Here is a 23285-nt window from a genome sequence, read left to right as displayed (position 1 = left end):
AATTAAACCCGCTCGCTAACCCAGCCAGCGACTGCTGCCAGTGCTGCTGGTAATGCTGCCACGTCAGTGCCGCCACCTTGTGCCATGTCCGGGCGACCGCCGCCCTTGCCACCGATTTGCCCAGCAACAAAGCCGAGTAACTCGCCTGCTTTGACTTTGGCGGTTTCGTCTTTGGTGACACCGGCGACCAAACTGACTTTGCCATCGGCAACAGCCGCCAGAATAACGACTGCTTTACCCAGCTTGTTTTTCAACTGGTCAACCGTGTCACGCAAGGATTTAGGGTCAGCACCTTCGAGGTTTGCTGCCAGCACCCGTATCCCGCCGATGTCCACCGCTTGGTCAGCCAGGCCAGAACCGGCTTGGGAAGCCATTTTGCCTTTGAGTTGCTCCAGCTCTTTTTCCAGTGCGCGGTTCTTTTGCAGCATAGCGTCGAGCTTGTCAGTCACTTCGACAGGGTTGGACTTCAGCAAGCGGGCAACGCTATCCAGACGGTTGGTGACATCGCCAAACCATGCCAGCGCGTTAGCACCTGTTACCGCTTCGATACGCCGAACACCTGCTGCCACACCACCTTCACTGATGATTTTGAACAGACCAATATCGCCAGTACGATTGACGTGGCAACCACCACACAATTCCGTAGAGAAACCGATTTTCAGCACCCGCACTTCATCGCCGTATTTCTCTCCAAACAGCGCCATGGCGCCGGATTTTTTGGCGTCTTCCATGCTCATGACTTGTGCCAAGGTTGCGGCATTGCTGCGGATTTCGCGGTTAACAATGGCTTCAACAGCGGCCAGCTGCTCTGGTGTAACGGCATCCGGCTGGGAAAAGTCGAAACGCAGGCGCTCAGGCGTCACTTGCGAACCTTTTTGCTCAACATGCTCGCCCAGCACTTCGCGTAACGCAGCGTGCATCAAGTGGGTCGCGGAATGGTTGAGGATAATGGCCTGACGACGTTCGGCATCGACTTCCGCCACGACCGCTGTACCGACGGACAGTTCGCCGAATTCCACCTTGCCGGTGTGGATGAAGGTTTTGCCCTGCTTGCGCGTATCTGCAACCCGGAAGACCGCCGTATCGGTATGCAAAACCCCGGAATCGCCCACCTGACCGCCAGATTCCGCGTAAAATGGGGTGTGATCCAACACGATCTGACCTTCAGCGCCTTCCTGCAAACACTCAATAGCAGTACCTTGCGAGAACAGTGCGGTAATACTAGCGGTTTCCGTCAAAGTGCCGTAGCCGTGGAAAGCAGTTTCGCCACTGACATCCAGCTTGTCGCCGTAGTCGGCACCGAATTTGCCTGCCGCACGCGCACGCTCACGTTGCGCGTTCATCGCTGTCTCGAAGCCTGCTTCGTCGAGCTTGAGGTTACGCTCGCGGGCAATATCGCCTGTTAAATCTACGGGGAAGCCGTAAGTATCATAGAGCTTGAAAACGGTTTCGCCATCAATCGTATCACCTGACATCCCCGCAATGGCGTCTTCCAGAATCTTCATGCCCTGTTCCAGCGTCTCGGCGAAACGGCGTTCTTCTTTTTCCAGCGCTTGTTCAACTTGAGGCTGGGCTTTGGCGAGTTCAGGGTAAGCCGTGCCCATTTCATCCACCAGCGGCTGTACCAGCTTGTGGAAAAATGGCGCTTCCATCCCCAGCTTATAGCCATGACGGATAGCGCGGCGAATAATGCGGCGCAAGACATAGCCACGCCCTTCATTCGACGGCAACACGCCATCGACAATCAGGAAAGAGCAAGAGCGGATGTGGTCAGCAATCACTTTCAACGACGGGTTATTCGCATCAGCATTTTTCGCGAGGGACAACCCTTTGCTCAGCAAGGTTTGGAACAGGTCGATTTCGTAGTTGCTGTGTACGCCCTGCATCACCGCTGCCAACCGCTCCATGCCCATGCCAGTATCGACGGAAGGCTTGGGCAATGGAATCATCGTGCCATCTTTGGTGCGCTCGTATTGCATGAACACCAGATTCCAGATTTCGATGTAACGGTCGCCATCTTCCTCTGGCGTTCCCGGTGGGCCACCCCAAATATGCTCACCGTGGTCATAGAAAATCTCGGTGCAAGGTCCACACGGCCCGGTATCGCCCATTTGCCAGAAATTATCGGACGCATAAGCTGCCCCCTTATTATCACCGATACGGGTAATGCGGTCGGCAGGCACACCAATCTGCTGCGCCCAGATAGTGTAGGCTTCATCATCATCGGCATACACCGTGACCCACAGCTTGCCCTTAGGTAACTTCAGGGTTTCAGTCAGGAATTCCCACGCATACTTGATAGCGTCTTCCTTGAAATAGTCACCGAAACTGAAATTACCCAGCATTTCAAAAAACGTGTGGTGACGCGCGGTATAACCGACGTTTTCCAGATCGTTGTGCTTACCGCCCGCCCGCACACAGCGCTGCGACGTGGTAGCGCGGTGATAGCTGCGTTTATCCATGCCAAGGAACACATCCTTGAATTGCACCATGCCCGCGTTGGTAAACAGCAAGGTCGGGTCATTGCCCGGCACTAAAGAGCTGGACGGGACGATTTCATGGCCTTTGCTGGCAAAAAAATCGAGAAATTGTTGTCTGAGTTCAGCAGTATTCATTGGAAAGCAGCTTTAATCGCATCGGTATAAAAACCGCGCCCGGCGAGAAATCGAGACTGCCGGGCGCGTTCCTTGTAATCCGCAGGGATTTCCCTGCCAAATTTTTTCTCGCGCTGTTCACTGGCCAGCACATGCCAATCCACATCGGCTTCCGCCAATGCTTGTGAAGCAATGGCATTATCCACGCCCTGCTCACGTAATTCATAGCTAATTCGCTGCGCCCCACGCCCTCTTGAAATGGATGAACGGATGAATGCAGCCGCATAACGGGCATCATCCAGATACCCCATGTCCTGCAATTTATCCAACACCTGATCCAAGCTCGCCTGATCACACTCGCAGCGCTGGCGCACTTTTTGCGCCAGCTCATAACGGGAATGCTCACGTTGTGCCAACAATCGCACCGCAACCGCTTCACAGCCCCGCTCGTCAGCCATTATACCTCGTCGTCCTCTACATCCGATTCTTCAACAGCAGAGGGGGCAAAATCGGGCGTACTAAATGCGGCTTCGCGGATCGCTTTTTCAATTTCAGCCGCAGCGGCCGGGTGTTCTTTCAGGTAATTACGCGCATTGTCCTTACCTTGGCCAATTTTATCACCTTTATAACTGTACCATGCACCTGCTTTGCCAATCAGTCCTTGTTTAGCACCCAAATCAACCAATTCGCCTTCGCGGGAAATGCCTTCACCGTAGAGGATTTCAAACTCAGCTTGCTTAAACGGTGGCGCCACCTTGTTCTTGACCACTTTCACGCGGGTTTCAGAACCGGTGATTTCGTCGCCCTTCTTGATCGCACCAATGCGGCGAATGTCGAGACGTACCGAAGCGTAGAATTTCAGCGCATTACCGCCGGTGGTGGTTTCCGGGTTGCCAAACATAACACCGATTTTCATCCGAATCTGGTTGATGAAAATCACCATGGTATTGGAACGCTTGATGTTCCCGGTCAATTTTCTCAAGGCTTGTGACATCAGACGCGCTTGTAAGCCAACGTGTGAGTCGCCCATATCGCCTTCGATTTCAGCTTTCGGGGTCAAAGCCGCTACCGAGTCCACCACTACAATGTCAACTGCGCCGGAACGCACCAGCATATCGGTAATTTCCAACGCTTGCTCACCATTATCCGGCTGAGAAACCAGCAGGTCATCCACGTTTACGCCGAGTTTTTGCGCGTAAATCGGGTCAAGGGCGTGTTCCGCATCCACGAATGCGGCTGTACCGCCGAGCTTTTGGCATTCGGCAATCACTTGCAGGGTCAGCGTGGTTTTGCCGGAAGATTCCGGGCCGTAAATTTCGACCACACGGCCTTTGGGCAAACCACCGATACCTAGGGCAATATCCAGACCCAATGACCCGGTGGAAATCGATTCAATATCACGGGAGGCGCTGGAATCACCCATGCGCATCACAGCGCCCTTACCGTATTGGCGCTCAATCTGACCTAAGGCGGCGGCTAAGGCTTTCTTTTTGTTCTCGTCCATTCGGACACTCCTTTATGTTTCAATCCACTCCCGATTAACAAGCCGGGAGAACATGCTGAAAGCGAGGATTATTCCATAATGGATAGCAGCAAGCCAATGCCGCAAGATGAAACCAGCGCATTTATGCTGGAATCAGCGACATACTTAAACATTGGCCACAGATTGCTGTTTACCGCTGCTTCTGAGGAGTACCTTTGTGCACCACTCTCACCCCCGCCGCAACGCCCCCAGCTTCTCGCGAATCTTGATCTCCAACCCGCGTTCCACTGGCTCGTAATAACGCCGCCCCTTCAGCGCATCCGGGAAATAAGTCTCCCCCACGGCAACCGCATCTTTTTCATCGTGCGCATAACGATAACCCTTGCCGTAATCCAGCGCTTTCATCAGCTTGGTTGGGGCATTACGCAAATGCATCGGCACATCCAACGAACCCGACTGCTGCGCATCCGCCCGCGCCAGCTTGTACGCCGTATACACCGCATTGCTCTTGGGCGCACACGCCAGATACACCACCGCCTGCGCAATCATCAACTCACCTTCCGGGCTACCCAACCGTTCAAACGCATCCCACGCATTCAGCGCCAGTTGCAAGCCACGTGGATCAGCATTGCCAATATCCTCACTCGCCATACGCACCACACGCCGCGCAATGTACAGCGGGTCACAACCACCATCCAACATCCGACAAAGCCAATACAAAGCCGCATCCGGGTCAGTGCCGCGCACCGACTTGTGCAAGGCTGAAATCTGCTCGTAAAACAGGTCGCCACCCTTATCGAAACGCCGCAACGATTCCGCCACCACTTCCTTCACCGTGGCATCGGTAATCTGCAAACCTGCCGAAGTGTCTTCCGCCAAATCCGCCGCAATTTCCAGCCAGTTCATCGCCCGACGTGCATCACCATCAGCCGCCGCCGCCAGCGCTTCCAACACACCCTCACTGGCTTGTACGTGCAAATCCCCCAGCCCCTTCGCTGTGTCCTGCAAAGCGCGTTGCAACACTGCCGTAATGTCATCCACCGCCAGCGCCCGCAGCACGTAGGTACGCACCCGCGACAACAGCGCGTTATTCAGTTCAAAGGAAGGATTTTCGGTGGTCGCACCAATAAACAGCAGCGTGCCGTCTTCGATATGCGGCAAGAAAGCATCCTGCTGCGCCTTGTTGAAGCGGTGGACTTCATCGACGAACAGCACGGTTTTACTGCCAAACTGATCGCGATTTTGACGCGCCACCTCCACCGCCGCCCGGATTTCCTTTACCCCCGCCAATACTGCCGACAAGGTAAGGAATTCAGCTTCCCAGTAATGGGTAATCAAACGCGCCAAAGTGGTTTTGCCGGTTCCGGGTGGCCCCCAGAAGAGCATCGAGTGTGGGCGGGATTCTTCGATGGCTCGCCGCAGCGGTTTGCCGACAGCGAGCAGGTGAAGCTGCCCGGCGTACTCATCGAGCAACGCCGGGCGCATACGTTCTGCGAGTGGGATCAAGAAGCCTTGCCGATCACGTCTGCCCCTTTGGGTGGCGTGAAATTGAAGCGGCTAGCGTCGATATTAATGTCCGTGCGCAACCCTTGGAACTTGATGTAAGTCTGCTGACCAAACTTGTCACCGAGGATCATTTCCTCAACACCTGTGGCGCTGATGCCCAAATCCATACTGGTGAAATCAGAGTCTTTTTTCTTCGGTGTCAAGCGGAACCACTCCAGCGCACTGCCTTCGGCTTCCATTTCCTGCACGTTGAATTGCTTATCGACCGGTTGCTTCTGGGTCAGCATCCCGACAGGTGCGGATGACAGCGCTTGAGTCATTGGTTTGACCGTGACCTGATCCAATTCCACATCGTAAATCCAAACGTTTTTACCATCGGCCACGATCTCGTGTTTATCGGGTGCGGCATATTCCCAGCGGAATTTGCCGGGGCGCGACAGGAACACATTACCGCTGGATGATTGGCGCAAGGCACCTTTGTCATCCACCACTTGCTGGGTAAAGGCCGACTGCATAGTCGTTACTTTGGTGAAAAACTCATCCAGCTTTTCACGTCCCCCTGCCCATGCACTCGTGCTCATCAAGCCCATTGCCACGACGACTGCCAGTGTTTTGGTAAAACTTATTTTCATCGTTAACCTCATGTATTTCAATCCTTTGCAGGGGCAGAAACCAGCACGTCGCGGGAGCCATTGCTCAACACCGGGCTGACCACACCTGCGCTTTCCATGTCCTCTATCATCCGTGCCGCCCGGTTATAGCCCACTTTGAGGCGGCGTTGCAGATAAGAGATCGACGCACGTCGGGATTCGATAACCACCGCCACTGCTTCGTCATACAGCGGATCTGATTCACCTTCCCGTTCCGCCAGCGGCTCCAAGCCGGGTATGGCATCAGACGCAGACGTTGTATCAGCTAAGACATCCAGGATGTAGTCCGGTTCCCCTTGTAGCTTGAGGTAATTGGCAACATCTTCCACTTCGCGGTCAGTCACCAGTGCACCGTGTACCCGTTGCGGCAACGACGTACCCGGCGGCATGTACAACATATCACCGTAACCCAGCAACTGATCCGCCCCGCCCTGATCCAGAATGGTGCGCGAGTCTATCTTGGTGGAAACTTGGAAGGCAATTCGCGTCGGGATATTGGCCTTGATCAAGCCCGTAATGACATCCACCGAAGGCCGCTGTGTCGCCAAAATCAAGTGAATGCCAGAAGCCCGCGCCTTTTGTGCAAGACGCGCAATCAGCTCTTCCACCTTTTTGCCGACCACCATCATCATGTCGGCGAATTCATCCACGATCACCACGATGTAAGGTAATGGCTTCAATGGCTGCGGATGGCCATCCACACTGGTCAGCGGGTCAAACAAGGGGTCGAGGATTACTTCACCCCGCTCTTGCGCTTCACGGATTTTTTCATTGAAACCGGCAATGTTGCGCACCTTGAGCTTGGACATCAACAGGTAGCGCCGCTCCATTTCAGCCACGCACCAGCGCAGAGCATTGGCTGCGTGCTTCATGTCAGTCACAACCGGCGCTAGCAGATGCGGAATATCCTCGTAGCTGCTTAATTCCAGCATTTTCGGGTCGATCATGATCATGCGCACGTCGTCCGGCGTGGCCTTGTACAGCAGGCTCATCAATACCGCGTTGATGAATACCGATTTGCCCGAACCTGTTGTACCGGCGACCAGCAAATGCGGCATACGCCCAAGATCTGCCACAATCGGATGCCCAGCAATATCCTTGCCCAGTGCCAGCGTCAGCGGCGAATGGTTTTTCTTGTAAACCTGCGAGGCCAGCATTTCGCTCATAAACACCACATCACGGGCATCATTGGGCACTTCCACCCCAATCGTCGGTCGCCCCGGAATAACTTCCACCACACGCACACTGGAAACGCACATGTTCCGCGCCAGATCAGAGGCCAGACCGGAAATCTTGGAAGCCTTCGTACCGTCCGGCAATTCCAGCTCAAAACGGGTAATCACCGGGCCAGGGTCACGCGCCACGACTTTGACATCACGCACGCCGTAATGCCCCAGAGCCTCCACCAGCTTGTCTGCTAGCTCGTTCAAACGCTCTTTAGGCTGCGTAACCCGCTCCTTCGGTGGTGGGTTCAACAGGCTCATGGGCGGCAACAGCGTCTTGCCTTTGACTTTACGGATGGGTGGCACACGCAAGTCCACAGGGGGACGTTCAGCCTCATCCTGAATATTCTGAATATCGGGAACATCGGGAACCTGCCCGACAGCGGGGGGGCTTGCCTCCGCAAACGGGGAGGCTACCGTGCCGGTAACGCTTTGTTTGCCACGGGATAATTCATCAAAATCCGGCGTGCCCAGTGGCAACGACTTGGCAGTTCTGGGGGCATGTAAGTCAGTGACATCCACCCCGTCAAATTCCGGCTCCCCTTGCTTGCCACCGAATACATCGCCGACGCCACCCACGGTACGGTTCATCCAGCTACTGGCTTTGTCCAGTGTCCCGGAACTGCCTTGCAAATAGCCTTTGCCACGGCTCATGGCATTGGAGACATGCCCGAATATCCCGCCACTGGTAGTACTGGAAACGCTGTCAGGCATTTCAAGTCCCTGTAACTTGTTGAACAAGGTCAACATCCAGTCACCAACTTTTTCCGTCACTTTTGCCCAGGAAATGTCTGCCACCAAGGTAATGCTGCCCAGAAACAGCGACAGCAAAAACAGGACTGACCCGAAAAACCCCAGAAACGAACCCATAAACAAACGTGCCACTGCCTGACCCAGTACCCCGCCGCCAATGCCCTGAGGGTATGGTTCAAACAGCAGATGCGCCAAGCCAGCACCCGCCAGCAGGGTAAACAAAGCACCGACGCTGGTGATAATATCGTTGATCCCACCTACCGGGTTATTGGGGTTTTTCATGTGCGGACCAATGCGGAACGCCGTCAAGCCCATCACCACCAAGACCACTGGCAAGGCATAGGCCAGATAGCCCAGCAGACCCAGCAAGAAATCTGCCAGCCAGCCACCCTTACAACCTGCCAAATTTTTGCAAGCCCCTACGTGATTGCCATTATCATGAAACGGCCCCGGATCAGCCGGGTTGTAGGAAAGCAACGCCAGCAGAATAACCGCCGCGATGCCCATAAAGATGATGACACTTGCCTGTTGCAAGCCCAGGCGCTTTTTCTGATTGAGAATAACCTTAGCCAAACCAATATCCCTGTCTGTTTGATCCCAATATTATAGGGATTGTTTTTCCGATTACTACTTTACCCGGCACGGTATGTCACATAGCATTACCCGATTCGGAAATTAGGGAATTATACATGAACACGACGAAACATTGCCGTTTACTCATCCTCGGTTCAGGCCCGGCTGGCTATACAGCCGCCGTTTATGCTGCCCGCGCCAACCTCAACCCGGTTCTCGTTACAGGTATGCAACAAGGCGGACAGTTGATGACGACCACCGAAGTCGACAACTGGCCCGGCGATGACGCGGGTGTTATGGGGCCGCAACTGATGGAGCGGATGCAAAAACACGCCGAACGTTTCGACACCGAAATCATCTTCGACCAAATTAATAGTGTAGACCTGAAAAACCGTCCGTTTACGCTAAATGGTGACAGCGGGCAATATACCTGCGACGCTCTGATTATAGCCACTGGTGCATCCGCCATGTATCTGGGTTTGGAATCTGAGGAAAAATTCAAGGGCAAAGGGGTTTCAGCCTGCGCCACCTGCGATGGGTTTTTCTACCGCAATCAGAAAGTTGCCGTCATCGGTGGTGGCAATACCGCTGTGGAAGAAGCGCTTTACCTCGCCAATATCGCTTCCGAAGTGATTCTGGTGCATCGCCGTGATGAACTACGTTCCGAAAAAATCCTGCAAAAACACTTGTTTGAAAAAGCTGAAGAAGGCAAAGTCAAACTGATGTGGAACAATACCCTGGAAGAAGTGCTGGGCGACAAAACCGGCGTCACCGGGATGCGTATCAAGAATACCCAGACCAACGAAACACAAGACGTTGATGTACATGGCATTTTCGTCGCCATCGGCCACAAGCCCAACACTGGCATCTTTGACGGGCAACTGGAGATGAAAGGCGGTTATATCAAGGTCAACAGCGGCGCAGAAGGCAACGCCACCCAGACCAGTATTGCAGGGGTATTTGCAGCAGGCGACGTAATGGATCATGTTTATCGCCAAGCCATCACTTCTGCCGGGACAGGTTGTATGGCAGCACTGGATGCTGAAAAATACCTGGATCAACTGGCCAAAACCCAATAAAGGAGCGGCGTGTTACCACGATCCCTTAGCCTGACATTACTCAACCCCACGTGGTCGGAAGAACCCTTCCCGCCCGTGGAAATTGCGTGGGAAGAACCCAACGGTTTACTGGCAGTCGGCGGCGATCTAAGCATCGCCCGTCTCAAGAATGCCTATCGTTCCGGCATTTTCCCGTGGTTTGGTCCGCGTGAGCCGATTTACTGGTGGTCGCCTGACCCACGCACTGTGCTATTTCCCGAACACATCCGCATCACTCGAAGCTTGCGTAAATCCTTGCGCAACAAGGGCTATCGCATCACCTTTGACACCCGTTTCGCGGAAGTGGTGGATGCGTGCGCCGCACCGCGTGCGTACACCGCCGAAACGTGGATTACCCACGAAATGCACACCGCCTACTGTATGCTGCACGCCCATGACATTGCGCATTCGGTGGAAGTGTGGAACCCGGCGGGCGAACTCGTCGGCGGCTTGTACGGCGTGGCAACCGGCGGGGTATTCAGTGGCGAATCCATGTTCAGCCGCGAACCGGATACCTCCAAAATCGCCATGGTGGCGTTGGCTTGGCATCTGCAATATTGGGGATTCGCCGTCATCGACTGCCAGATCGAAAACCCGCACCTGATGAGTATGGGCGCAGAAAACATTTCCCGGCGTGCCTACCACCAGATTTTACAGGAAAACCTGCACGTTCCCCCGCCGCCACGCTGGGAAGCAGACCCTCATGCCGACCTCTCAAACTGGCAACCACAACCCACCTAAACACAACCACAAAGGGCTTTAACATGTTTGACGATGAACAACCCAGACCACCTTTCAGCGCCGAAGAACTCCGCATTCTCGGTTGCCTGATGGAAAAACAACTCACCACACCCGCCAGCTACCCACTGACTTTCAACTCCCTGACCAATGCCTGCAACCAGAAAAGCAGCCGCGAACCTGTGATGAATTTGACCGAAGGCGTCGTCGGGCACACCGCCAAAGTCTTGGTGGAAGGCGGTTGGACAGCGATCCAGTACAGCGAACGCGCCCAGCGGGTCGAACATCAGGTCGAACGTCGCCTGAAACTAAACCGCAAACAGCAAGCGATCCTTTGCGTGCTATTACTGCGTCGCCCGCAAACTTTGAACGAAATCAAAACACGCACTGACCGCATGGCAGACTTTGCCAGCACCGACGAAATCCGCGAGATACTGGAAGCGTGGATGGCAGATGCCAAACCCATGGTAGTGCGTTTACCCGCAGGTGGCGGACGGCGTGAAGACCGCTATTTTCACACCCTCGGCACAGAAACGCTGGATGAATTGCAAACCACCGAACCCGCAAGCCCTAGCACCAACCATAGCGGTACGGCACGTCAAGACTATTACGCCCAACTGGAAGCGCGGGTAGCCGATCTGGAGCAGCGGCTGGCGTCGCTGGAAAGCCAATTATGCTAAAATGGCAGCATTCCTTAGCTTGGCAGTAACACCATGATTACTTTCCCCTACGGCAACAGTGATTTTCACGCCATTCGCACCGACGGGCACTTATACCTCGACCGCACTCAGCACATTCCCGCGCTGGAAGCAGCAGGCAAACAACTGGTGTTCCTGCGCCCGCGCCGTTTTGGGAAGTCGCTGTTGTTATCCACTCTGGCGAATTACTATGACATAAGCCGTACTGCTATTTACCTCACCCCTAAATTCAACGGCTTATGTGGGGTTACGAGCACGGAATTAACGGAACTGGTCACAACAATCACCGCAGCCTGTCAACAACCCAATGACAGCACAGCCACCACGCTGGAAACATTACGGGTGTTTTACAATGGCTACCGTTTTTGCAGCGACATCGCACAGCCCAAGGTTTACAACCCGACCTTATGCTTTTACTACTTGCGCCATTATCAGGAATATTGCGTTGCACCCGACCAAATCCTCGACGGCAATCTGGCGATGGATGCCAACAAAATCCGTTACATCGCCAATTTGCCACAGGGTAAGGCAGTCATTGCTGACATCCTCGATGTGTCATGTCCCATGGATTCAGAAACCGCGCTGGAACGGCGTTATAGCGACCTGACCCTGATCGTGCGCCCGAACATGCGCCAGTACGCGCTACTGGATATAGTGATGGAATTCAAATACCTGTCGCTGACTGACCTCAATCTGACAGGCGAGCAAGTCCGGGCGCAAAGCCGGGAGGAATCCCGCACTATTCCAGCGGTACAATCGGCTTTACAGGTAGCAAGCGAGCAATTACGGCATTACCCGCAAGTACTAGCCGACAAATACCACGAACCGCAGCGGTTGCGCTGTTTGGCTGTGGTCGCATTAGGGTTTGATCGGTTGGTATGGGAGATATTGTCATGAACAAAGCAGTCATCCTTCTCAGTGGCGGACTCGATTCCACCACCGTCCTCGCCATTGCCAAAGCACAAGGCTATGAACCTTACGCGCTCTCATTCCGTTACGGGCAGCGCCACAGCGTCGAACTCGAATCCGCGCAACGGGTAGCGCAAGCCATGCAGGTCAAGGAACATGTCATCGCCGACATCAACCTTCGCGCTTTCGGCGGCTCAGCCCTCACTGCCGACATCGACGTACCCAAAGGCCGCGATACCGCCACGATGGAAACCAGCATTCCCGTCACCTACGTACCTGCCCGCAACACCATTTTCCTCTCGTTCGCGCTGGGCTGGGCAGAAGTGCTGGAAGCGCAACACATCTTCCTCGGCATCAACGCGCTCGACTATTCCGGCTACCCCGACTGCCGCCCGGCATTCATCGCCGCGTTTGAAACCATGGCCAACCTCGCCACCAAAACCGGCGTCGAAGGCAATAAACTCAGCATCCATTCCCCGCTGATCCAGATGAGCAAAGCCGACATCATCCGCAAGGGTCTGGAACTGGGTGTAGACTATAGCCTCACCAGCAGTTGCTATGACCCCGCTGCTGACGGCAAACCGTGCGGGCAATGCGACTCCTGCCAGCTTCGCGCCAAAGGCTTTGCGGAAGCTGGCATTGCTGATCCGTTATTGCGGCACTATGATCAAGCCTAAGGTAGCAAGCGGAACGACACCATGCTGGCAATAAAAAACACGTCCGAAAATACTGCGTACATCACCGAACAGGATTATCTGGAGGGTGAGAAAATCGCGGAAGTACGCCATGAATACGTGGATGGCGTAGTGTATGCGATGGCGGGTACTTCGCTACGGCATAACGATATTGCCATTAATATCACCTCACTGTTGCGCCCGCTCACGCGCGGCACACCTTGCAAGGTTAATGCCTCTGATGTCAAAGTCCGCGCCCAACGTTCTAAGGTGTTTTTCTCCGACGTAAAGGTGCGGGTGTCGAAGTACAAAACCTATTATTACCCTGATGTGGTGGTGAGTTGCTCGGCAGACGATGAGGTTGATGAATACTATTTGGAAAAACCGTGTTTTATTGTTGAAGTTGCCTCTGACTCGACTATCCGTAAAGACTATATGGAAAAGTCCTTGGCATATCAGAGTATTGCCTCCTTACAAGCTTATTTGGTTGTGGCGCAGGACAAAGTGCAAGTGGATATGCTGGTGCGCTTGGAGGATGGTAGCTGGGGGGTGCGGCAGTTTGATCCACATTACGGGTTACTAGAATCAGACCATGCTGATAAGCGGTAGCTGCAATCATGCCATCGGCAAATGCGGGCGATTGTCCCATTGCTATTAAGCGAACCCGTTCTGTGGCGTGCCATTCCGCTGCTGCTTGCGTGTAGGGCAGAATGATCAAGCCAGAAAGTAGTAGGTCTTGAAAGTATGTTTCAAGTCGGCTCCGACAGGATATTGGTATCCAATAAATAGCGGATACTCACAATGCTACCTCTCGCCCTGTCGGGCGGTCGCGGACATTGGCAAAAATGTCTTCATTATCAGGGTAATCTGTCGGGTTCATACTCTGGCGGAAACGCTGGATCGCTTGCCATATATCGGTAGATTCATTGGCGGCATCCACCTCACGCACAGAAACTTCAATGGTTTTTCCACTGAAAAGCAGTTGCAAGGCTTGCAGGAAATTTTCGTTAAAGTCAGCCGGATTGAGTTTGTATAAGGTGTACATGGCTGTTGCTCCTGTGGAGTGGATACAGTAACGATCTTCCTCACATTACTGTATTCGCCGTAAATCTTCCAGTTCCGCGTCCAGCTCTTCCGGTGCGAAATCAACCAGCGGGATGTTGTGCTGCTGGCATCCGGCGATGAAGGTATTGATCGGGAATGTCTAACGTGATTTGCATGGTGTGTTCCAGCATGAAGCAATTAGGTAATCGTAGCATGTTCGCCTCAAAGCGTTTCAATCGGGATGGCGACGGTTTGTCAGCCGTGCTATGTTCAACGTAATGATGGTTGCAGCAAAGAAATGCTCCTCAGTGCAGAAAAAGGCACACGCCGAATTGCGGTTGAGATCAAGAGCTTTACGGGCGCGTCCGATGTCAACGATTTGGAACAGGCTATTGGGCAATACGTTCTGTATAAACAAATCATGCTGCAAACCGAGCCTGATCGGGAATTGTTTCTGGCTGTTAGCAAACGAGTAGCGAATAATATTTTCTCTGTTGAAATTGGTCAGATATTACTAGATGGTAAGGTTATTAAAGTTCTGGTATTTGATCCTGAAAGCGAGGTCATCACACAATGGCTACCGAATTGAATTACCCTGAAATCATCAAAAAAATCCTGCTGGAATACCTCAAATACGATTCCGCAGATGATGTTATCAAATCCAGTGTTAGTTTTGATGATGAACATGGCAATTACGTTTTATTGCAAGCGGGTTGGCGTGGGGATGATTATTTGCAAGGCGCGGTTATTCATGTCCAGTTGATTGATGGTAAGATTTGGGTGCAGTACGACGGCACAGAATATGGAGTTGCCAATGAGTTGGCGGATGCGGGAATTCCTACTGCGGATATTGTTTTAGGATTCAGGCATCCTTCGGTAAGGCAATACACAGGATTTGCTGTGGTGGTCTAGTCTTCGCCCGCTAACTCCAACGCATGTTTCACTACCCGATCACTCAAATACACACCGGAACGCTGGATAGCTGCAACGTGTGGTTTGATGGTTGGAATCAAGCCCCTTTCCTTAGCGCGTAGCAAAATACCAACGCTGCCAATAGTGCTTATCCCGTTCAGATTGGCAACTTTCTTTGCACGTTGGTCGTCAACCAGAAATCTATCGGCGTGTAAGTAGCGGTAAAGTGCCATTGCGTGCAGTTCGCCCCGTCCCAAGCCATTGATCGAAAAGATATAAGACGAAAGATCAATGTCGATGGTTTTATCGGCGAGGTATGCAGCCAAACGGCTGGCATGTGGTTTGCCGGGAAATGTGCATTCCTCAAACACAGGGCGCGGAACACGAACTTCCTGAAACAGCACGTCCAACAAGTGCAACATATCGCATTCAGCGAGCGCGACCAGTGCGGATGAATCGGCAATAATCAGCATCAGGCAATCTTCCGCAGGTCTTCGAGTTCTGCATCCAATTCTTCCGGTGAGAAATCAACCAGCGGAATGTTGCGTTTCTGGCATTCAGCGATGAAGGTAAAGCGATCAACACCTGCAAACTCAGATGCAGCACCCGCCGACAGGCTACCCTCTTGGAACATCATCAACGCAGCGTACAACTTGATGCGTTTGCCGAATTCTTCGGGGGATTGGTCGATAAGGTATTGATCGGGAATATCTAACGTGATTTGCATAGTAGATTTTCCTGCTTTTGTTCGCTCTTAGGGTAACACACACAGTACGTATTTGCTTTATTTGTCATGTCCCATGGGATCATATTCCCTCAAGGAGCTACCCATTATTCAAAGCACGGGCTATCCTTGAAGGCATCTTATCCACCCATGGCTACAAGGCAAAGCGTACATGAAACTGCATCCCGAAGCACGGACAACCCCGAAGTTACGCAGTGAAATCAAGGCATCGCCGCTCACGCAAACAGCGCTGGCGAAGCAATACAATGTCAGCCGCCTGACGATCCGCAAATGGCAGAATCGTGAGGAGATGACCGACAAATCGCACCGTCCCGATACGCTGCACACCACGCTGACAGAGGCACAGGAGTGGTTGGTGGTGGAGCTACGCAAGACCCTACTGTTGTCGCTGGATGACCTGACCCACATCACCAAAGAATATATCAATGCCGCCGCCAGCCGTTCGGGTATAGACCGCTGCCTGCGTCGCCATGGGATCGCCAACCTGGCGGTAATGAAGCGGGAACTGTATGGCGAGGAGCCGCCACCGAAAAAGGTGTTCAAGGACTACGAACCCGGCTATATCCATATTGACATCAAATACTTGCCGAAGATGCCCGACGAAAAGGAACACCAATACCTGTATGTCGCCATCGACCGTGCCAGTCGTATGGTGTGCCTTGCCATTTACCCCGACAAAGCGGCTGCCAGTACAGCGGATTTTTTGGGTAAAGTAGAGCAGCGCTTCCCCATCAAGGTGCAATACGTGCTGACCGACAATGGGAAGGAATTCACCGACCGCTTTACCCGTAAAGGGGAACGTGACCCCACAGGCAAGCATAAATTCGACAAAGCCTGTGAGCGCATCAAGGCTGAACACCGCCTCACCAAGCCACGCCACCCCCAAACCAACGGCATGGTAGAACGCTTCAACGGACGTATCAGCGACTGGTTGCAAACCACCCGTTTCGCCTCATCCAATGAATTGGCTGACGCGATCAAACATTATGAACGGCTCTACAATCACTGCATTCCCCAGAAAGCACTGGGATACAAAACCCCTATTCAAGCACTCAAGGAATGGCAGAAAAAGAAGCCAGATTTATTCAAAAAGAAAATATATGATCTATCGGGACTTGACATTTATTGTGCTACAATTAAAACCACATTTGGCTAAATGTCATGTTAATACTGGTTGTTATATTTAAGGATGTTTTTTATGGACGACAAAAAGCAAGTTGGCGTTGTCAAATTCTTTAATCCCAAAAAGGGCATGGGTTTTATCTGTCTTACAACTCAACATGGCACGAAAGATGTTTTCTGTCATATTAGTGCTCTTTTGAAGGGTTGTCATGGTTGCTTGAATGAAGGTGATAAAGTTAAGTTTTTGATAGTTAAGGGGAAAAAAGGTTTTGAAGCCCAATGCGTTGAATTGTTGAATGAAGGCGACAAAGTTGAATTCAAAGATTTTGAAGCTCAAGACGTTGAATGATAAAAAGATTCTGTCGTATCCTCTGGTTAAGAACGTCTCGTTACGCACATCTTTATGTTTCCAGTAGATTCGTTCTTCATGTTTCCCTGTCTTGCGGATAGAAATAACATGGTCATCATCTAAACGGGGCGTGTGTACCACGAAGACCACCACCCCGTTCCATTCCAACGTATACAAGCGCAATTCACCGTAAGCATTCAGTCAATCACAACGCTTTAATCTTCTCCAACTGCCCCACCAACTGCCCCAACGCTGCCCGCTGCTCATCCGCCTGCTTGCGCGTCTGTTCCAGCACTGCCGCTGGTGCTTTATCCGCAAACGCCGGATTATTCAGCCGACCTTCCAGTCCGCCGAGGTTCTTTTGCAGCTTCTCGATTTCCTTACTCAGACGCGCAATTTCCGCATCCTTGTCGATCAGCCCCGCCAGCGGGATGAGGATTTGCATTTCGCCAACTAACGCAGTAGCCGATTCCGGCGCATCTGCACCCGTTTCCAGCCACGTCACACTGCCAACTTTTGCCAAGGTACGCGCAAACGCTTCACTGGTGGCGTACATCGCCTTGTCGGTGTCGCTCCAGTTTTGCAGCAGCACGTCGAGCACTTGCCCCGGCTTGATGTCCATCTCGGAGCGGATGCGGCGGATGCCCATGATGAAAGCTTTCACCCATTCGATTTCCGCCAGCGCTGCCTGATCAATCAGCGCAGTGTCTGCGACAGGGTAGGGTTGCAGCATGATGGAGTCGCCAGAAACACCCGCCAAGCCTTTGATGCTTTGCCAGATTTCTTCGGTAATGAACGGCATGATCGGGTGCATCAGGCGCAACGCTGCTTCCAGCACGCGCACCAAGGTTTGGCGTGTGCCACGTTTGGCGGCTTGGTTGTCGTTGGCTTTGCCCAAAATCGGCTTGGTCAGCTCCAGATACCAGTCGCAGTATTCGTGCCAAGCAAATTCGTACATCGCTTTGGCGGCAAGGTCGAAGCGGTAGTTGTCGATGTGGTCAGCGACTTCAGCCTCGGTCTGTTGCAGCAAGGAAATGATCCAGCGATCTGCCGCCGACAATTCCACCGGCAAAGTATCATCCAGTCCGGTATCCTGCTCTTCGCACTGCATCAGCACGTAACGCGCTGCGTTCCACAGTTTGTTGCAGAAATTGCGGTAGCCTTCCAGCCGTTGCATGTCGAAACGGATGTCGCGCCCAGCGGTGGCGAACGAGGCAAATGTCATGCGCAGCGCGTCCGTGCCGTGCGGGGTAATGCCATCGGGGAATTGCTTGCGGGTCGCCTTGTCGATTTTCGCGGCAAGTTGCGGCTGCATCATGCCGCTGGTGCGTTTGGCCACCAGCGCTTCGAGGTCGATGCCGTCGATAATGTCGAGCGGGTCGAGCACGTTGCCCTTGGATTTGGACATTTTCTGCCCGTCCGCATCCTTCACCAGCCCGTGGATGTACACGTCGCGGAACGGCACGTCGCCCATGAATTTCTTGCCGAACATGATCATCCGCGCCACCCAGAAGAAGATGATGTCGAAGCCCGTCATCAGCATTTGGGTCGGGTAGAAGGCTTTTAGCGCTGCATCGTCCACATTCGGCCAGCCGAGGGTAGAAAACGGCCACAACGCGGACGAGAACCACGTATCCAGCACGTCCTCATCCTGACGCAACACGAGGTCAGCCGCCAGCGCGTATTTGCTGCGTACTTCGGCCTCATTACGTGCCACGTAAATATTACCCGCGTCGTCATACCACGCCGGGATGCGATGTCCCCACCACAATTGGCGTGAAATACACCAGTCGTCGAGGTTGTTCATCCAGTGATTGTACGTGTTCACCCAGTTGCCCGGAATGAAGCGCACTTCGCCGTTTGCCACTACGTCAATCGCGGGTTGCGCAATCGCGGTTTTGCCACCGGGTCGCCCGTCATCCAGCGTTTCGCGGGTCAAATCCACATACCACTGGTCAGTGAGGTAAGGTTCGATCACTGTGCCAGAACGGTCGCCACGCGGAACCATCAGCTTGTGGTCTTCGATTTTATCGAGCAGGCCGAGCGCATCCATATCCGCGACGATTTGCTTACGCGCCGCAAAGCGTTCCAGACCCTGATATTTTTCCGGTGCAATCTCGTTGATGCAGGCATCAATGGTGAAAATATTAATTAAGGGCAAGTGATGGCGTTTGCCTACTTGGTAATCGTTGAAATCGTGTGCTGGGGTGATTTTAACGCAACCCGTACCTTTCTCCGGGTCAGCGTAATCGTCGCCGACCACAGGGATCAAACGATTCACTAGCGGTAACAGCACATTTTTACCGATCAAATGCTGGTAACGTTCATCGTTCGGGTTAACGGCCACCGCTGAGTCGCCCAACATGGTTTCCGGGCGAGTAGTGGCAACAGTAAGGAATTCGTTGGTTGGCTGCCCCCAGGTATCAGCCAGCGGATAGCGGAAGTGCCACATATTGCCGTTTTCTTCTTCAGAAACGACTTCAAGGTCGGAAACGGCGGTGTGCAGTACGGTATCCCAGTTCACCAAACGCTTGCCGCGATAGATCAAACCTTCTTCATGCAGGCGCACGAATACTTCGCGCACCGCTTCCGACAAGCCTTCGTCCATCGTGAAGCGTTCGCGTGTCCAGTCCGGGGTTGTTCCCAAACGGCGCAATTGGTTGCAGATGGTGTCGCCAGATTGGCCTTTCCATTCCCAGACTTTTTCGAGGAATTTTTCACGGCCTAAGTCGTGGCGGGTCACACCTTGCGCGAGTAATTGGCGTTCGACCACCATTTGGGTGGCGATGCCTGCGTGGTCAGTGCCAGGTTGGTAGAGGGTTTTGTCGCCCTTCATGCGGTGGTAGCGGATCAGGGTGTCGATCACCATCTGGTTGAAACCGTGCCCCATGTGCAGTGTGCCGGTGACATTCGGCGGCGGGATCATGATGCAATACGGCTTGCCGTCGCCTTGTGGCGCGAAATAGCCGCTTTTTTCCCAATGCTGATACCAGCGTTGTTCGATGTCTTGAGGTTGGTAGGTCTTGTCCATGTGCCGCTACTTTTTGAAGTCGGAAAAGAGCGGCATTATAGCGGGTTTTTAGCGCTTCAACATCCCGGAAAGTTCACGAATGAGTTCGTCGCGTGCCTGATCAATGTGCTTTTCCACGGAAGGGTCGATGCTGGAACGGTTAGAAGGGGAGGCTGCCTGCTGATTACTTTCCGAACGGATGGCATGGGCACGCGCCAGCCCGGAATATTCGTCCTGCCCGGTGGCGGATTTCAGCTCTTCAATACGCTCTTTCAGGCGTTGCTCAAACATCTGGCGGCGCTGTTGGCGGGCGCGTGGGTTCTTGACCTGTTCAACCAGTGTAGCGTCACCTGCGCGTACCACGTCAGTGATGACGGGAATGCGAATGGTTTTGTCGAAGTCTTGGTCTTGGCGCATCATTTTCCGGTTTATTTAAATCTTGAGTTGATGGTAGTCCAGATTATAGCCCCGGTCACGATAAAACTGGTAGCGTTTACGACCAGCGTGTAGTACGGGTTCCTCCTGATCCAGAATCTCGGCTAATCGCTCAAAACGTGAGAAAAACGCTGGTATTTCGTTGGATAAGTTGATGAGCAGCCCGCAATTTTCCATCGGTTCGTGCTCATGACCGATCAAAATGCGGGTATTTTGATCGCGGACAGGGGCAAGCGCATGAGGAATGAAAGCGAGTTCGTTGAATGTCCACAACAAGTCATCCAGTTTGCCGCTCGTGGTCGGGGCATCGGTGTGGATGTAGGTGTGCATCTGCTGCTGGTGCGCCTTCATGATAACCTTGCAGGCGAGTAATAAACGCGCCTGCAAGCTGTTGGTTTTTCCGACGTAAAAATCAATCTTGGTCATTACGAGAGTTAAGCACCCGCACGGTTAATCAGGATTTGGCAAAGCAGTGGAACAGGGCGTCCGGTAGCACCTTTGGCTGCGCCGCTTTTCCATGCTGTTCCGGCGATGTCGAGATGCGCCCACGGGTAGCTTTCGGTAAAGCGTGACAGGAAGCAGGCTGCGGTAATGGTACCGCCCGGTGGCCCGCCGATGTTCGCCATGTCGGCAAAGTTGCTTTTGAGCTGATCATGGTATTTTTCACCCATCGGTAAGCGCCAGGCTTCGTCGTTGGCTTGCTTGCCCGCCGTTAGCACTTCATCTGCCAAGGTGTCGTTATTGCTTAACAGGCCGCAGATGTGATGCCCCAGCGCGGTGATGCACGCACCTGTAAGGGTGGCAATATCCACTACCGCGACAGGGTTGAAACGTTCCACATAGGTGAGCGCGTCACACAATACCAAGCGGCCTTCGGCATCGGTGTTGAGGATTTCGATGGTCTTGCCGGACATGGTGGTTACGATGTCGCCGGGTTTGCTGGCATTGCTGCTGGGCATGTTTTCCGCAGCGGCAATCACGCCAATCACGTTCATCGGTAATTGCATGGCAACGCAAGCCGTGAGTGTGCCCATGACACTGGCAGCGCCGCACATGTCGTATTTCATCTCATCCATCGCGTTACCGGGCTTGAGCGAGATGCCGCCGGTGTCGAAGGTGATGCCTTTACCGACCAGCACAAACGGGGCTTCGCCTGCCGTGCCGCCATGGTATTGCAGGATGATCATTTTGCCGTCTTCGGCGCTGCCCTTGGAAACCGATAGGAATGAACCCATGCCCAGCGCTTCCATATCCGCTTCTTCGAGGATGTTGACGTCCACCTGATTGGAAGAATTGGCTAGCTCTTGTGCAATGTCTGCCAGATACGTCGGGGTGCAAACATTGCCGGGGCTGTTGGCGAGGTCACGGCTGACTTGCATCCCTTCGGCGATGGCTGTCCCTTGCTTGAGTGCGGTGCTGAACTCACCTGCGATGGTGTGCGCAACTGTCCAGCTTTCCAGTGCCGGGCGCGGGGTCTCGTCTTTTTTGCTCTTGTAAGTGTCGAAGGTGTAAAGCACATCGGCCACTGCCATCACCGATTGGCGTACCGCTATCGCGATGCATTCCGAAGCCATTTCATCCGTAAGGAAGCTGACGGCATTGCTGACTTTGGCTGTTTTCAAGGCATTGACGGCGGCTTGGGTCATGGACACCAAGGCTTCCTGAGTCAGTTTGTCTTTGTCACCCATGCCGACCAGTAGCACCCGTTTGGCGCTGACACCGGGCAGTTTGTATAACAGGCTGGTGCGCCCTTTTTCGCCGGTGAAATCACCAAAATCCAGATGAGCTTGTATGGCGCCTTGGCTGGCAGTGTCGATCTGTGTGGCGGCTGCGGAGAGTTTGGCATTTTTGTAAACACCTACTACCACGCAATCCGTGTGCAGTTCCGCCGCATTGGCAGAAGAGTCAAAATGGTAATTCATGCGGTATCCTTATGATGGTTTTGGCCGTTGCAAACAGTTTTACACGACACTTTACAAAGCACAATAAGGCTTACGTAACACATCGAAACGGGCTGGGTTCTCGAAACGTGCGCCTTCTGCGCCAATATGTACCTCGAAACGGGCTTTAACGGTCTGGTAGAGCGCGTCATCGAGTTGGTGGTTGGTGTGCGTTACTTGAATAATGCGCTGGTCGAATTCGTTGAAATCGGCAAAACGTGATTCGGTGTTACAGAAAATTTGTTCCACCAGTGCCAGCGTACCCGCATTTACCGCGTCGCATACGGCTTGGAAGGCCAGTTCGCGCACCACTTTTTCATCGTGGAATAGGCGCAGTATCTCGTTGAATTCGCCTGCATACACGGGTTCTGAAATCCACGCCAGCCCGCCGGGTTTGAGGACACGGGCAATTTCCTGCATGGCTTGCGCCATCAGTTCGCGGGGAACGTGGTGCAGCGATTTGAACATGAATACTACGTCCATGCTGTTGTCGGGTGCGTCGATCGCCTGTGCGCCGCCTGACTTGAATTCGATACTGGGCGAGTGATCACTGGCAAGGTTATTGGCGTGTTGGATCTGGTCGACTTCAGTGGCGATGAGGCGGGCAACCGGGAAGCGTTCGGCGATGCGGCGTGTCATTTGAGCCTTGCCGCAGCCGAGTTCCAATACGGTGGCATTTTTCAGCGGCAAGTGGGTGGCAATCAGGTCGAGTTCGTTGCAGCAGGTAGTGGTGGTTGGGTTCTGAATTTGCATAGCTGTCACATTACAATGGGTTAATGTGCTTATTTTGGCATGAATGCGGACTGGATACCCAAGCTTTTTGGGCTACA

The 23285-nt window shown here is 53.3% G+C and carries 24 protein-coding genes; 10 read left to right on the top strand and 14 right to left on the bottom strand.

Going from position 1 to position 23285, the window contains the following annotated elements; translation table 11 throughout:
• Positions 1-2: 2 nt before the first annotated feature.
• From alaS to J9253_RS03785, 6 genes are all read right to left on the bottom strand, one after another.
• Positions 3-2615, bottom strand: coding sequence for an alanine--tRNA ligase (alaS, locus tag J9253_RS03810; RefSeq protein WP_210223379.1), 2613 nt, complete (start codon positions 2613-2615; stop codon positions 3-5).
• Complete coding sequence (locus J9253_RS03805) at positions 2612-3052, bottom strand: regulatory protein RecX (RefSeq protein ID WP_210223378.1); 441 nt, start codon at positions 3050-3052, stop codon at positions 2612-2614. The genes alaS and J9253_RS03805 overlap by 4 nt, the downstream gene beginning before the upstream one ends.
• Entirely contained in the window at positions 3052-4098 is a 1047-nt protein-coding gene (recA, locus tag J9253_RS03800; protein WP_210223377.1) for a recombinase RecA, read from the bottom strand. The genes J9253_RS03805 and recA overlap by 1 nt, the downstream gene beginning before the upstream one ends.
• Positions 4099-4305: 207 nt before the next feature.
• Positions 4306-5562, bottom strand: a complete 1257-nt coding sequence (locus J9253_RS03795) for a replication-associated recombination protein A (RefSeq protein WP_210224529.1) — start codon at positions 5560-5562, stop codon at positions 4306-4308.
• 17 nt (positions 5563-5579) lie between these two features.
• Positions 5580-6215, bottom strand: coding sequence for an outer membrane lipoprotein chaperone LolA (gene lolA, locus J9253_RS03790; protein WP_210223376.1), 636 nt, complete (start codon positions 6213-6215; stop codon positions 5580-5582).
• Positions 6216-6232: 17 nt separating this feature from the next.
• Positions 6233-8782: an FtsK/SpoIIIE family DNA translocase gene (locus J9253_RS03785; protein ID WP_210223375.1), complete on the bottom strand. Its 2550-nt coding sequence runs from the start codon at positions 8780-8782 to the stop codon at positions 6233-6235.
• Between the two features lie 116 nt (positions 8783-8898).
• Between J9253_RS03785 and trxB the strand changes: the two genes are divergently transcribed.
• Genes trxB through J9253_RS03755 form a run of 6 tightly spaced genes read left to right on the top strand, consistent with a single transcriptional unit; the run spans position 8899 to position 13507 of the window.
• A complete protein-coding gene (gene trxB, locus J9253_RS03780) occupies positions 8899-9861 on the top strand; it encodes a thioredoxin-disulfide reductase (RefSeq protein ID WP_210223374.1) in 963 nt (320 codons plus the stop codon).
• A gap of 9 nt (positions 9862-9870) precedes the next feature.
• Positions 9871-10620, top strand: a complete 750-nt coding sequence (gene aat / locus J9253_RS03775; RefSeq protein ID WP_210223373.1) for a leucyl/phenylalanyl-tRNA--protein transferase — start codon at positions 9871-9873, stop codon at positions 10618-10620.
• A 23-nt stretch (positions 10621-10643) separates the two neighbouring features.
• Positions 10644-11297 (top strand): YceH family protein, encoded by a 654-nt coding sequence (locus tag J9253_RS03770; protein ID WP_210223372.1) that lies wholly within the window; start codon positions 10644-10646, stop codon positions 11295-11297.
• A gap of 33 nt (positions 11298-11330) precedes the next feature.
• On the top strand, positions 11331-12212 hold the full coding sequence (locus J9253_RS03765) for an AAA family ATPase (protein WP_210223371.1): 882 nt from the start codon (positions 11331-11333) through the stop codon (positions 12210-12212).
• Positions 12209-12901 carry a 7-cyano-7-deazaguanine synthase QueC gene (gene queC, locus J9253_RS03760; protein ID WP_210223370.1) on the top strand — a complete coding sequence of 231 codons (693 nt, stop codon included), beginning with the start codon at positions 12209-12211 and terminating at the stop codon, positions 12899-12901. Before J9253_RS03765 ends, queC begins: the two co-directional genes overlap by 4 nt.
• Positions 12902-12922: 21 nt before the next feature.
• On the top strand, positions 12923-13507 hold the full coding sequence (locus J9253_RS03755; RefSeq protein ID WP_210223369.1) for a Uma2 family endonuclease: 585 nt from the start codon (positions 12923-12925) through the stop codon (positions 13505-13507).
• A 187-nt stretch (positions 13508-13694) separates the two neighbouring features.
• On the opposite strand, the gene J9253_RS03750 is transcribed toward J9253_RS03755, so the two are convergent.
• Complete coding sequence (locus J9253_RS03750) at positions 13695-13943, bottom strand: hypothetical protein (protein WP_210223368.1); 249 nt, start codon at positions 13941-13943, stop codon at positions 13695-13697.
• A gap of 240 nt (positions 13944-14183) precedes the next feature.
• Here J9253_RS03750 and J9253_RS03745 point away from each other — a divergent pair, with 240 nt between their 5' ends.
• Together J9253_RS03745 and J9253_RS03740 are read left to right on the top strand one after the other, a co-directional pair.
• Positions 14184-14531 (top strand): element excision factor XisH family protein, encoded by a 348-nt coding sequence (locus tag J9253_RS03745; protein WP_210223367.1) that lies wholly within the window; start codon positions 14184-14186, stop codon positions 14529-14531.
• The gene (locus J9253_RS03740; RefSeq protein ID WP_210223366.1) at positions 14516-14854 is read left to right on the top strand and encodes a XisI protein; all 339 of its coding nucleotides are present in this window, start codon (positions 14516-14518) and stop codon (positions 14852-14854) included. Before J9253_RS03745 ends, J9253_RS03740 begins: the two co-directional genes overlap by 16 nt.
• Here J9253_RS03740 and J9253_RS03735 read toward each other — a convergent pair.
• Entirely contained in the window at positions 14851-15327 is a 477-nt protein-coding gene (locus J9253_RS03735; protein ID WP_210223365.1) for a DUF3368 domain-containing protein, read from the bottom strand. The genes J9253_RS03740 and J9253_RS03735 overlap by 4 nt on opposite strands.
• Entirely contained in the window at positions 15327-15581 is a 255-nt protein-coding gene (locus J9253_RS03730) for a UPF0175 family protein (protein ID WP_210223364.1), read from the bottom strand. The genes J9253_RS03735 and J9253_RS03730 overlap by 1 nt, the downstream gene beginning before the upstream one ends.
• A 169-nt stretch (positions 15582-15750) precedes the next feature.
• Here J9253_RS03730 and J9253_RS03725 point away from each other — a divergent pair, with 169 nt between their 5' ends.
• Both J9253_RS03725 and J9253_RS03720 read left to right on the top strand, forming a co-directional pair.
• Positions 15751-16755, top strand: coding sequence for an IS481 family transposase (locus J9253_RS03725; RefSeq protein WP_210223363.1), 1005 nt, complete (start codon positions 15751-15753; stop codon positions 16753-16755).
• A gap of 42 nt (positions 16756-16797) precedes the next feature.
• A complete protein-coding gene (locus tag J9253_RS03720) occupies positions 16798-17070 on the top strand; it encodes a cold shock domain-containing protein (protein ID WP_210223362.1) in 273 nt (90 codons plus the stop codon).
• Positions 17071-17275: 205 nt separating this feature from the next.
• Here J9253_RS03720 and J9253_RS03715 read toward each other — a convergent pair whose 3' ends face one another.
• From J9253_RS03715 to J9253_RS03695, 5 genes are read right to left on the bottom strand one after another with little or no spacing between them, the layout of a single operon-like run.
• Positions 17276-20101: a valine--tRNA ligase gene (locus tag J9253_RS03715; protein ID WP_210223361.1), complete on the bottom strand. Its 2826-nt coding sequence runs from the start codon at positions 20099-20101 to the stop codon at positions 17276-17278.
• 48 nt (positions 20102-20149) lie between these two features.
• Entirely contained in the window at positions 20150-20500 is a 351-nt protein-coding gene (locus tag J9253_RS03710; RefSeq protein ID WP_228291499.1) for a hypothetical protein, read from the bottom strand.
• 12 nt (positions 20501-20512) lie between these two features.
• The gene (locus J9253_RS03705) at positions 20513-20941 is read right to left on the bottom strand and encodes a DNA polymerase III subunit chi (protein ID WP_210223360.1); all 429 of its coding nucleotides are present in this window, start codon (positions 20939-20941) and stop codon (positions 20513-20515) included.
• An 8-nt stretch (positions 20942-20949) separates the two neighbouring features.
• Positions 20950-22437: a leucyl aminopeptidase gene (locus J9253_RS03700; RefSeq protein WP_210223359.1), complete on the bottom strand. Its 1488-nt coding sequence runs from the start codon at positions 22435-22437 to the stop codon at positions 20950-20952.
• 51 nt (positions 22438-22488) lie between these two features.
• The gene (locus tag J9253_RS03695; RefSeq protein WP_210223358.1) at positions 22489-23208 is read right to left on the bottom strand and encodes a class I SAM-dependent methyltransferase; all 720 of its coding nucleotides are present in this window, start codon (positions 23206-23208) and stop codon (positions 22489-22491) included.
• Positions 23209-23285 lie beyond the last annotated feature (77 nt).

This window comes from Thiothrix litoralis (genome assembly GCF_017901135.1).
Classification (GTDB): domain Bacteria; phylum Pseudomonadota; class Gammaproteobacteria; order Thiotrichales; family Thiotrichaceae; genus Thiothrix; species Thiothrix litoralis.
This window is presented reverse-complemented; position numbering and strand designations above follow the sequence as displayed.

Excerpts from the sequence above, each read along its gene's own strand:
- J9253_RS03795 (WP_210224529.1), bottom strand. The coding sequence starts at position 5,562 with ATGCGCCCGGCGTTGCTCGATGAGTACGCCGGGCAGCTTCACCTGCTC.
- J9253_RS03735 (WP_210223365.1), bottom strand. The coding sequence starts at position 15,327 with ATGCTGATTATTGCCGATTCATCCGCACTGGTCGCGCTCGCTGAATGC.
- J9253_RS03720 (WP_210223362.1), top strand. The coding sequence starts at position 16,798 with ATGGACGACAAAAAGCAAGTTGGCGTTGTCAAATTCTTTAATCCCAAA.
- alaS (WP_210223379.1), bottom strand. The coding sequence starts at position 2,615 with ATGAATACTGCTGAACTCAGACAACAATTTCTCGATTTTTTTGCCAGC.
- J9253_RS03705 (WP_210223360.1), bottom strand. The coding sequence starts at position 20,941 with ATGACCAAGATTGATTTTTACGTCGGAAAAACCAACAGCTTGCAGGCG.
- J9253_RS03710 (WP_228291499.1), bottom strand. The coding sequence starts at position 20,500 with ATGATGCGCCAAGACCAAGACTTCGACAAAACCATTCGCATTCCCGTC.
- J9253_RS03700 (WP_210223359.1), bottom strand. The coding sequence starts at position 22,437 with ATGAATTACCATTTTGACTCTTCTGCCAATGCGGCGGAACTGCACACG.
- J9253_RS03725 (WP_210223363.1), top strand. The coding sequence starts at position 15,751 with ATGAAACTGCATCCCGAAGCACGGACAACCCCGAAGTTACGCAGTGAA.
- lolA (WP_210223376.1), bottom strand. The coding sequence starts at position 6,215 with ATGAAAATAAGTTTTACCAAAACACTGGCAGTCGTCGTGGCAATGGGC.
- trxB (WP_210223374.1), top strand. The coding sequence starts at position 8,899 with ATGAACACGACGAAACATTGCCGTTTACTCATCCTCGGTTCAGGCCCG.
- J9253_RS03770 (WP_210223372.1), top strand. The coding sequence starts at position 10,644 with ATGTTTGACGATGAACAACCCAGACCACCTTTCAGCGCCGAAGAACTC.
- recA (WP_210223377.1), bottom strand. The coding sequence starts at position 4,098 with ATGGACGAGAACAAAAAGAAAGCCTTAGCCGCCGCCTTAGGTCAGATT.
- J9253_RS03740 (WP_210223366.1), top strand. The coding sequence starts at position 14,516 with ATGGCTACCGAATTGAATTACCCTGAAATCATCAAAAAAATCCTGCTG.
- J9253_RS03745 (WP_210223367.1), top strand. The coding sequence starts at position 14,184 with ATGGCGACGGTTTGTCAGCCGTGCTATGTTCAACGTAATGATGGTTGC.
- J9253_RS03805 (WP_210223378.1), bottom strand. The coding sequence starts at position 3,052 with ATGGCTGACGAGCGGGGCTGTGAAGCGGTTGCGGTGCGATTGTTGGCA.
- J9253_RS03765 (WP_210223371.1), top strand. The coding sequence starts at position 11,331 with ATGATTACTTTCCCCTACGGCAACAGTGATTTTCACGCCATTCGCACC.
- J9253_RS03755 (WP_210223369.1), top strand. The coding sequence starts at position 12,923 with ATGCTGGCAATAAAAAACACGTCCGAAAATACTGCGTACATCACCGAA.
- queC (WP_210223370.1), top strand. The coding sequence starts at position 12,209 with ATGAACAAAGCAGTCATCCTTCTCAGTGGCGGACTCGATTCCACCACC.
- J9253_RS03750 (WP_210223368.1), bottom strand. The coding sequence starts at position 13,943 with ATGTACACCTTATACAAACTCAATCCGGCTGACTTTAACGAAAATTTC.
- J9253_RS03715 (WP_210223361.1), bottom strand. The coding sequence starts at position 20,101 with ATGGACAAGACCTACCAACCTCAAGACATCGAACAACGCTGGTATCAG.
- J9253_RS03695 (WP_210223358.1), bottom strand. The coding sequence starts at position 23,208 with ATGCAAATTCAGAACCCAACCACCACTACCTGCTGCAACGAACTCGAC.
- J9253_RS03730 (WP_210223364.1), bottom strand. The coding sequence starts at position 15,581 with ATGCAAATCACGTTAGATATTCCCGATCAATACCTTATCGACCAATCC.